The following is a 4570-nucleotide window of genomic DNA, read 5'->3' as shown; positions in this document are numbered from 1 at the left end:
TGAATTTAGCATATCCTGAATGAAGCTTGATAGATAAAAGCTGCCAGCAAGGCCAAGTGGCGCAAGCGTTATAAGCGTCCAGTATGAGCTAAGCGCCGCCCAAAATCCTCGCCTTTTGCTAGCTCTGGTGACTCTCAAAACGACATATTCATAGTCGCTAAAAAACATAGCCGAGGTAAATATCATCGCCACAAAGCCAACTATGCCTAAATTTCCGCTATTTTGGAGGAAATTTTGCAAATAGTTTGAGATGATCTCTTGATTGCTTGGCAGCAGCGCTGAAAATACAAAATCTTGAATTTTGGCGTAATAATCCTCAAAGCTAGGCAGTTTTGTAAAGATAGAAAACGATATAAGAAGTATCGGTATGATCGATAATATCGTATGAAAACTAAGGCTTGATGCGTAGTGGAAGAGCTCTTTGTCCTTAAGCGTTGGGAGTAAATTTAAAAGCTCTTTTAAGCTTTGCTTACTTAAGGACAAACGGCTCATTTATCAGTTGTCTTCTTCAAAAAGTCTTTCATAGTGAGCGTCGTAGTTGTTGATGTGCTCGCTATTTAGCTTCCAAAATACAGTGTCTATGTCGCTAACTCTTGTGTAAAATGGCAGCTGATAGTACTCAACCTCGCCACTTTTAAACTCTTTTAGCACCTTAAAGCTTTGACAATCAGCAAAAACGCTCCTACCGTCCATCGCGACAAAAATAAGACCAGCTGCACTTTGAGCGCACATCTTTCTAAAGTCATCTCTGCTTGGATTTGGCTTGTACTCGTAGCTTAAGTATGCTCCGATAAGGTCTGGGTGGATAAATATCATATTAGGAAACGCGCCTGTGATCTCTTCGTAAATTTCTTTATTTGGCACGACGATTAGCGAGCGGTTATAAAGGTAGTTTAGCACGACTATGTCGCCGTTTGCAGGCGCGATACCAGGAAGTGGAAGCGCTTTTTGCTCAAGTAGGTCAAATACCTCAAATCTCACCTTCGCAAAGCCAGCGCCCTTTGAGACAACGCTCACTCTTGCGATGATAGAGCTATCTGTGTCAAATTTATGAAGCACGACGCCGCTTGATCCGATCAAAATTTCTGGGCTATCAACTATCGTTGCTGTGCCATCGCCTTCGACGCTAATGATGGGAGTTCTATACTCGTTTAATGAAAAATCAGCTCCAAAAGCAAAGCCAAAAAACAGCGATAAAATCACGATTATACGTTTCAAAAATATCTCCTAATATTAAATTTTCTAAGCGATTATAGCCTAAAATACTTTATCTTTTGCAAAATTAAAGCAAGTTTTAGTTAAAATCCCACCAGCTTTTTAAAAGGACATTAATGCCTCGTATCTTTATAATTTTTGCAATATTATGTATAAATTTATATGCCGTAAAGCCCAGCGTTGAGGAGCTTAGCTGGCCAAGTGGTAGCAATTTTTTAAATTTCCTAGAGACAAATAAAATCCCACTTTCACTTTACTACAACCTCGCAAGCGAAGATCAAGAGCTAACAGAAGAGATCATCGCCGGCACAAAATATCAAATTTACAAAGACGATAACGGAGAGGTAAAACAAGCTCTCATCCCCGTTAGTGACGAGCTTCAGATACATATTTATAGAGATGACAAGGGTAAATTTCAGCTTGAGTTTATCCCGATCTTATACCAAAGCGAAGATAAAGTTTTAGCCCTAAAAGTCGATAAATCAGTCTCTGAAGATATCTTTGACTACACTGGCTCTGGCACGCTAGCACTTGGCTTTAAAGAGGTTTTTAAAGGCAGTGGGATAGACTTTAGAAAGATAAACAAGGGCGACACGATCGCTATTATTTATAACCAAAAACTACGCATGGGGCGCTCTTTTGGCACGCCTGAAATTTACGCAGCGATGATAGAGACTAAAAACAAACGCTACGTGATGTATAAATTTGAAGATAAATTTTATGATAAAAACGGCAAGAAAAATGACAAATTTCTACTCGTTCGTCCTCTTGCAAACGCTAGGATCACATCAAATTTCACTCTAAAAAGATGGCATCCGATCCTTCAAAGATATAGAGCGCATCTTGGCGTTGACTACGGCGCTCCAAAAGGCACACCTATCAAGGCTGCAGGCGACGGCACGGTCAAATTTGTCGGACAAAAGAGTGGCTACGGCAGAACAGTCATCATCTCTCACGCTGGTGGCTACGAGACGCTTTATGCTCACCTAAATGGCTTTGCAAAGGGCATAAGAAGCGGTATGAAGGTAAAACAAGGCACGCTAATAGCATACGTTGGCACAAGCGGCATGAGCACGGGCCCGCACCTGCACTTTGGCCTATATCTAGGTAGCAAACCGATCAATCCAGAAAGCGCTATCAAGGTCGTAAAAAATATAGAAGATAAAAAAGAGTCAGCCAAATTTAAAGCAGTCGTTAGCAAGAACGACGAGCTCATAAAGAGTGCTTTAGGCGAGGATAAGGTATATCATAAAGTGGAATTTTTCCCTAACGTAATAGATTTTTAAAGGTAGACATTGAGCCAAGAACTAGAAGAAGCAAAAGAGCTGATAGATCAGCACTTAGATGAGACTTTAGAAGATGGCGAGCTCTCTGCATACGAGCTAGCCCAGCACCTAAAAACACTTAAAAAACACGACGAAGAGCTTTTTGCCCAGTATCTTGAAAAGCTAGATCCTGAAATTTTAGGTGACGTGGCGATAGAGCTACCTGATCACATGCTAAAAGACGTGATCGACACGCTCCCAGCTGAAAAGATCGTCGAAGCACTCGAAGAGCTAGAGAGTGACGACGCGACTGACCTACTCCAATACATCGAAGATATCGACGAGGACAAGGCTAGAGAGCTTTTTAATGAGCTAGATAAAGAAAACCAAAACGAAATTTTAAGACTTAGAAGCTATGATGAAGATAGAGCTGGTGCGCACATGCAAACAGAGCTCTTCTCAGCTCATCTTGAAGAGAAGCTTGGCAGCGCAGTCTCAAGGCTTAGGCGTGAGAAGCAAGAAGGCAAGCTTGAAAACATCTCGCAGCTTTTTATCATCGATAAAGACGGCGTTTTGCAGTATGCCATCCCGCTTGAAGACCTTATACTATTTGACTTTACAAAGACACTTAAGCAAAACATCGAAACCGCAGATATCGACCAGTATAAGCCACACGTCGCAAACGATATGGACCTTATGCAAGACGTTGCAGACATGGTGCAAGACTACGACCTAAACGTTATCGCAGTTACAAGTAGTACTGGTGTATTGCTCGGTCGTATCACGGCTGATGATATCCACGACTACATCCAAGAGAGCGCAACTGAGCAAATGTATAACCTAGCCGGTGTTGATGACGAGTCAGAAGAGGACGATACGACGCTATTTAAGGCAGGTCGCAGCCGTGCAGCGTGGCTAGCTATAAATTTACTAACAGCGATCTTTAGCTCCTCTATCATCGGACTTTTTGATGAGACGATCGCAGCCTACGTCGCACTTGCTGTGCTTATGCCAATAGTTGCCTCAATGGGTGGCAACACTGGCACGCAAGCCCTTGCCGTTACGGTTCGCCGTTTGGCACTTGGAGAGATAGAATTTAAAGATGCAAAGAGCGTTTTAAAGCGTGAGGTGACGATATCGCTTGTAAATGGTCTCATCTTTGGCGTCATCATGGGTATAATCGCCGCCGTTTGGTTTGACAAAGCCATGCTTGGCGTGGTTATCGGCCTTAGTATGATCACAAATTTATTCTTTGCAGGCTTTTTTGGCACGATCATACCTTTGATGCTAAGGCGCTTTAATATTGACCCTGCTGTTGGTTCAGCCGTCATTCTTACAACTTTTACAGACGCGATAGGATTTTTTAGCTTTTTAGGACTTGCAAAATGGATACTACTATAACAAATTTAGAAATTTTACCTCTTGGTGAGTCAAAATACCTAAAGCCATTTAAGATGAAATTTAAACAAAATGGCTTGCAAAGAGAGTGGGACTGTGTCAAGGTGATGAATAGCGTTAGCATTTTGCTCTACCACGAGGAAAAAGAGGCATTTTTATTTGTCAAGCAGTTTCGCCCAGCCGTTTGGTACTCACAGGAAAAAGAAAATTTAAAAACTAACGAGCAAGGCTTTACCTACGAGCTTTGCGCAGGGCTCATGGACAAGGGGCTAAGCGAGGAGCAAACCGCTAGAGAAGAGGCATTCGAAGAGGTCGGATATGAGCTAAAAGAGATGGAGCGCATCACGATGACTTATGGCGCTTTTGGCTTTGGTGGCAACACTCAAACGATGTTTTACGCAAAGATCAATGATAGCATGAAGGTAAATTCAGGCGGCGGCATTGACGGCGAAGATATCGAGCTAGTTTTTATAAAACGAGAAGATATGATGAAATTTGCCTTTGACGAGAGCAAGGTAAAGGGCTTTGGACTGATATTTGCCTACTTGTGGTGGGAGAAATTTAAAGGCTAAAAAGAGACCTTTTTGATAAGCGCAAAGACAACAACCGCCACAACAAAAATGCCAACTAAAATAATATAATCCGACATAAGAAACCTTTACGTTTAAAATTTGCACTATTGTAACTAAAAT

General features: G+C 41.9%; 5 protein-coding genes. 3 read left to right on the top strand and 2 right to left on the bottom strand.

Annotated elements, in window-relative coordinates; genetic code table 11:
- Both Q0296_RS11285 and Q0296_RS11280 read right to left on the bottom strand, forming a co-directional pair.
- On the bottom strand, positions 1–492 hold a 492-nt coding region (locus tag Q0296_RS11285), incomplete at its 3' end, for a YihY family inner membrane protein (protein WP_298040650.1).
- A 3-nt stretch (positions 493–495) separates the two neighbouring features.
- Positions 496–1218 carry a plasminogen-binding N-terminal domain-containing protein gene (locus tag Q0296_RS11280; protein ID WP_298040648.1) on the bottom strand — a complete coding sequence of 241 codons (723 nt, stop codon included), beginning with the start codon at positions 1216–1218 and terminating at the stop codon, positions 496–498.
- Between the two features lie 113 nt (positions 1219–1331).
- Between Q0296_RS11280 and Q0296_RS11275 the strand changes: the two genes are divergently transcribed.
- Genes Q0296_RS11275 through Q0296_RS11265 form a run of 3 tightly spaced genes read left to right on the top strand, consistent with a single transcriptional unit; the run spans position 1332 to position 4450 of the window.
- Positions 1332–2501 (top strand): peptidoglycan DD-metalloendopeptidase family protein, encoded by a 1170-nt coding sequence (locus Q0296_RS11275; RefSeq protein ID WP_298040646.1) that lies wholly within the window; start codon positions 1332–1334, stop codon positions 2499–2501.
- Positions 2502–2510: 9 nt separating this feature from the next.
- Positions 2511–3881, top strand: coding sequence for a magnesium transporter (mgtE, locus tag Q0296_RS11270; protein WP_298040644.1), 1371 nt, complete (start codon positions 2511–2513; stop codon positions 3879–3881).
- Complete coding sequence (locus tag Q0296_RS11265; protein ID WP_298040642.1) at positions 3866–4450, top strand: NUDIX hydrolase; 585 nt, start codon at positions 3866–3868, stop codon at positions 4448–4450. Before mgtE ends, Q0296_RS11265 begins: the two co-directional genes overlap by 16 nt.
- The last annotated feature ends 120 nt before the right edge of the window (positions 4451–4570 follow it).

This window comes from uncultured Campylobacter sp. (assembly GCF_937890585.1).
In the GTDB taxonomy this organism is placed as follows: domain Bacteria; phylum Campylobacterota; class Campylobacteria; order Campylobacterales; family Campylobacteraceae; genus Campylobacter_A.
Note: the sequence above shows the minus strand (reverse complement) of the source record. Positions and strands in the feature narration are given on the sequence as shown.

Excerpts from the sequence above, each read along its gene's own strand:
- Q0296_RS11275 (WP_298040646.1), top strand. The coding sequence starts at position 1,332 with ATGCCTCGTATCTTTATAATTTTTGCAATATTATGTATAAATTTATAT.
- Q0296_RS11265 (WP_298040642.1), top strand. The coding sequence starts at position 3,866 with ATGGATACTACTATAACAAATTTAGAAATTTTACCTCTTGGTGAGTCA.